The organism is Gluconacetobacter sp., from assembly GCF_047721585.1.
Taxonomy (GTDB): Bacteria; Pseudomonadota; Alphaproteobacteria; order Acetobacterales; family Acetobacteraceae; genus Gluconacetobacter; species Gluconacetobacter dulcium.
Window position 1 is genome coordinate 1 of the sequence record NZ_JBDNXE010000197.1, and the last position, 4,917, is coordinate 4,917.

Annotated in this window: 3 protein-coding genes and 1 pseudogene; all 4 read left to right on the forward strand. The window is 62.1% G+C overall.

Going from position 1 to position 4,917, the window contains the following annotated elements; all coding sequences use genetic code 11:
• Positions 1 to 52 precede the first annotated feature (52 nt).
• Positions 53 to 832 (forward strand): annotated as a pseudogene (locus ABF821_RS19935) (helix-turn-helix domain-containing protein); the annotation flags it as partial.
• Between the two features lie 55 nt (positions 833 to 887).
• Positions 888 to 1,025: a transposase zinc-binding domain-containing protein gene (locus ABF821_RS19940; protein ID WP_415531343.1), complete on the forward strand. Its 138-nt coding sequence runs from the start codon at positions 888 to 890 to the stop codon at positions 1,023 to 1,025.
• Positions 1,026 to 1,166: 141 nt separating this feature from the next.
• Complete coding sequence (locus ABF821_RS19945) at positions 1,167 to 1,751, forward strand: recombinase family protein (RefSeq protein ID WP_415531344.1); 585 nt, start codon at positions 1,167 to 1,169, stop codon at positions 1,749 to 1,751.
• A gap of 3 nt (positions 1,752 to 1,754) precedes the next feature.
• Positions 1,755 to 4,724 (forward strand): Tn3 family transposase, encoded by a 2,970-nt coding sequence (locus ABF821_RS19950; RefSeq protein ID WP_415531345.1) that lies wholly within the window; start codon positions 1,755 to 1,757, stop codon positions 4,722 to 4,724.
• Positions 4,725 to 4,917 lie beyond the last annotated feature (193 nt).

The window sequence follows — 4,917 nt, forward strand, 5'->3', positions numbered from 1 at the left end:
ATCGCTGGCCTAAATCCTTAGCGTAGGATTTCGCCCCCTCCCGCAAACGACCCCAGAAGAGGCGCAAACGATCGTCAGGTCAGTTTCCGGGGAACGACGTGAAATTCTGTTCAATGAAGCCCTTGCCCTGAAAGCAGAGGGGCACAGTATTCAGGCTATCGCCACAAGCGTCGGGGTAGAGAGAAAAACCGTGCGGCGCTGGTTTCAGCGGGGCCATGCGCCACCATGGAAAAGGACCGTTCCGACACGCAGCATACTCATGCCTTACACAGCCCATCTGGAAAAAAGATGGGCCGAAGGATGTCGGAATATTCGCCAGTTATGGCGAGAACTCCTGGAGCAGGGCTTTGCAGGAAAATATGGCACTGTTCGGAAATGGATGTTGGGGCGACAGGGGATGTCCCCGAAGCCGGTTTCTTCTGCGCATGTCGCACCACCGCTGGGACGCAAACTTGCGCGCCTTCTCCTCGCAGAGGATCCGTTGTCTGCTGGACAGGAGGGACTGCTTGTTCCTGTCCTTCTGGAAGCCGAACCGCAACTTGCCGTCACGCTCTGCTGGCTCAGGAAAATGCAGAAACTCCTCTGTAAAAAGGGTAACACCAGCACGGAAGGCGATCTGCAGCTCCTTCTGGACGAAGGGAAGACGACGCTGCTGTCGCGTTTGATTCCTGCGCTTGAGCGGGATGCTGCTGCCATTGAGGCTTCTCTCGTCACACCATGGACAACCAGCCCGGTTGAAGGGCAGATCAGCCGACTGAAAATGATCAAGCGCACCATGTTCGGAAGAGCAGGCTTCGAACTCCTCAAGGCGCGTGTCCTCCAGCCAACATAATCAAAACATCATCACGAAAAGTGCGGGAGAACCCAGTTCTCAGTGAAAATCAACAATGTCGGCAATCGAACACTGTCGCACCGCAGCCCTTGGTGGTCATGTCGCAGCGTGCGGGGACTGTGGACACAGGCGGATCGCCTATAGGGGTCGGTACATAGAACGGGCACAGATATACGCTAAGGCTGGCTGCTGAGAGTATATGACGGGAAACAGGTGTTTTCCGTCATTTTTTTCTTGCCGGGAAAAGATAGCCGCCAAGGTAGCAAAAACCGCACGACAAACCATGTCGCTTTGCATTACTGTGCGGAAACTCTTCTGATGAGGTTTGTCGTACATGCTGGTCGGTTATATGCGAGTGTCCTCAGCCGACGAACGCCAGTCAGTGGATCTCCAGCGCGATGCGCTGATCGCGGCTGGCGTCGATGCACGCCACATTCATTCCGACAAGGCCTCTGGTGCCCGCGACGATCGCCCTGGCCTCAAGACGTGCCTCGCCTGGCTCAAGGAAGGGGATACGCTGGTGGTCTGGAAACTCGACCGTCTGGGCCGTTCTCTATCGCATCTTCTCGATATTATCGGAGATTTTCGGGAGCGTGGCATCGCTTTCCGATCCTTGACCGAACATATGGATACGGCAACCGCGCAAGGCGAGTTGCTGTTCTCGATGTTCGGCGCACTCGCCCAATACGAACGCGCCTTGACGCGCGAACGGGTCATGGCGGGGCTGGCGGCCGCCAAGCGCCGGGGTCGGCGCGGCGGTAGGCCGCCCGCGATCGACGCGGAGAAGATCGCGGCGATTACCGTCGCCCTCGAAGGCGGCGCCAGCAAAGCGGCTATATGCCGCAACTTCGGTGTACCGCGCTCGACGCTGATCGACACGCTGGCGCGGATTGGCTGGACGCCTCCCGGCAGAACCTGACAGATGCCGCGCCGTTCCGTTCTGACCGAGGCGCAGCGCCTGTTGCTGCTTGCCCTGCCCGAAAACGAGGCCGACCTGGTGCGCTACTGGACGCTCACTCCCGATGACCTGCGTGTCATTGTCAGTCGGAGAAGGGCGCACAATCGGTTGGGCTTTGCTATCCAGCTTTGCGCGCTGCGCTACCCGGGGCGGCTGCTCCGGCCGGGGGAGCTGATCCCTCAGATCCCGCTCGCCTTCATAGGGGATCAACTCGGGATCGAGCCGGACGCGCTCGCCGACTATGCCATGCGTGGGCCGACCCGCTACGAACAGCTCGATACGCTGCGTGGAACATTCGGATTCCAGCAGTTCTGTCGGCCGCTCCAGATCGAGCTTCAGGCCTGGCTTCTGCCTGCGGCCCTGACGTCCAGCAGCGGAATCGTTCTCGCACGGATGCTGCTGGGCGAATTTCGCCGGCGATGCATCGTCGTGCCTGGTATCACCCAGATCGAACGCATGGTGGGCAAGGCGCTGCTCGATGCCGAGCGGTATGTCTGCGAGCTGCTGACGCGGCATCTTACCGCCGACCAGCGCGATCGGCTCGACGCCCTCCTCCAGCCACATAGCGGCAGCCATATCAGCAGCCTCACCTGGGTGCGTCAGCCTCCTGGCCAGCCCGGGAGGCGTGCCTTCGCCGCGATCCTCGACCGATTGTCGCTCCTGCGTGCGATCGACCTGGATTCCGGCCTCGTGGACACCATTCACCCGGAGCGGCTTCGCCGATTGTGCCAGGAAGGCGCGCGCCTCACGGCGCAACATCTTACCTCGTTAAACCCGGCACGGCGGCGCGCGGTGCTGGTCGCCACAGCCATCGAGACGCAGATGACGCTGACAGACGACGCGGTGCTCATGTTCGAGCGTCTGTTCGGTCAGTTGTTCCGCCGGGCGGAACGGCGCGAGGAAGCCGCATTGAAACGCGACCGTCGGACCATCAACGCCAAAATCCGCCTTCTGGCCGAGATCGGCGATGCGGTGTTGAGCGCCCGCGCTGACGACGCCGATCCATACGCGGCGATCGAGGGCGTCATCGGCTGGGACGCGCTGACACGGGAAGTCACGGAAGCCCGTCGTCTCGTTCGTCCTGATCCGCTCGATCCCGTGGCGCTCTCCCGGGAGAACGCACCGATCCTGCGCCAGATCGGTCCTGCGTTCGTCGCCGCCTTCACTTTCGGGGCTGTTCCCGCCTGCGCACCTCTTGCCCAAGCTGTCGAGACCCTGCGCAGACTCGCCGACGGCCGGCACAGGCTTCCGGCCGACGTGCCGCTCGGCTTTGTCCGGACGAGCTGGCGGAAGCGGATCGACCGTGCTGATCTCGACCGCCGCATCTTCGCGTTCTGCGTCCTGGCGGAACTGCGCGACCGGCTGCGCGCGGGGGATATGTGGGTCGAGGGAAGCCGACGCTATCGCGCCGTCGAGCACCAGCTTATTCCAAAGCCGATTTTTTCCGCGATGCGCGAGGCCGGCCCCCTGCCGATCGCCGTCGCTGATACCGCAGCGGCCTGGCTGGCGGAACGCAAGGCGCTGCTCACGCGTCGGATCGCCGAGATAGAGGCGAAAGCGTCCACCGATACGCTCGAAGACGTGCGGATCGCCGAGGGGCGGCTGCGCATCTCGCCTTTGCGCGCGATCACTCCAGACGAGGCAGAGGACGCCCTGGCACCCCTCTACGCACGCCTGCCGGCCATCCGGATCACCGATCTGCTGGCCGACGTGGATCGCTGGACGGGACTTGCCGGCTGCTTCACGCATTTGACTACCGGCCGGGCACACGACGATCCCCGCGCGATCCTTACCGCCGTTCTTGCCGATGCGACCAATCTCGGCCACGCCCGCATGGCCGAGGCCTGTGGGTTGGTAACTCGGCGTCAGCTCGGCTGGCTCTCGGCCTGGCACCTGCGCGAGGATAGCTACGGAGCGGCGCTGGCGAGGCTGGTCGAGGCGCAGCATCGGCTGCCCCTTGCCGCGTTGTTCGGCAACGGCACCGCGTCCAGCTCGGACGGGCAGCACTTCCCGCTCGATCGGCGTGCACAGGCAACCGGCGCCGTCAATCCGCACAAGGGCAGCGAACCCGCCATCTCCTTCTACACCCATGTCTCCGATCGCTACGCGCCGTTCCATTCCACAGTCATCTCCGCCGGTGCCAGCGAGGCCGCGCATGTACTCGACGGCCTGCTCCATCATGGCGCCGACCTTGCGATCGAGCGTCACCATACCGATGGCGGGGGCGTTTCGGATCATGTGTTCGCCCTATGCCATCTCCTCGGTTTCCGTTTCGCCCCGCGCATCCCCAACATCGGTAACAGACGCCTGCATCTGTTCGGCGACATGAAGCCTGGGTCGACTGTCGCCCCATTGATGGCCCAGCCGATCGACGAACGCCTGATCTCCGAGCATTGGGACGACGTGATCCGGCTCGCCACCTCAATCCGTACCGGCGTCACCAGCGCGTCGCTGATGCTGGAACGGCTCGGTTCTTATCCTCGCGCGAACGGTCTCGCCCTTGCCCTGCGAGAGATGGGCCGCGTCGAGCGTACGCTGTTCACGCTCGACTGGATCGAGCTCCCCGAGGAACGCCGCCGCGCCACCCGCGAGTTGAACAAGGGAGAGGCCCAGAACGCCCTCAAGCGCGCCATCTTTTTCCATCGCACCGGCCGGATCCGCGATCACGGACTGCAAGCCCAGGGACATCGGGCGAGCGCGCTCAATCTCGTCGCCAGCGCCATCGTATTGTGGAACACCACCTATCTCGGAGCCGCAATGCGGCATCTCGAACATCAAGGACGATCCGTTCCGCCTGGTCTGCTCCAGCATCTCTCTCCGCTGGGGTGGCAGCATATCAACCTGACCGGGGATTACCTCTGGACCGACGCCGACATCCCAGAAGGGAAACTCCGCCCGCTCCGGCAAGCCATCACAATCACCGATAATCCTTAGCGTATATCTGTGCCCGTTTTATGTACGCCCCCCTGCTGGTCGCTGAATTAAAGTTCACAAAAGTCTACAGGCCTGACGGATTGGAAAATACCCGTTTTTTACTACAGCCTATCTTCATGATGGACGCTTGATTTATGAAACTAGGTTTCGTGGACAAAGGTTGACAGAATACTCGTCGGTTGATTCAAGGCTG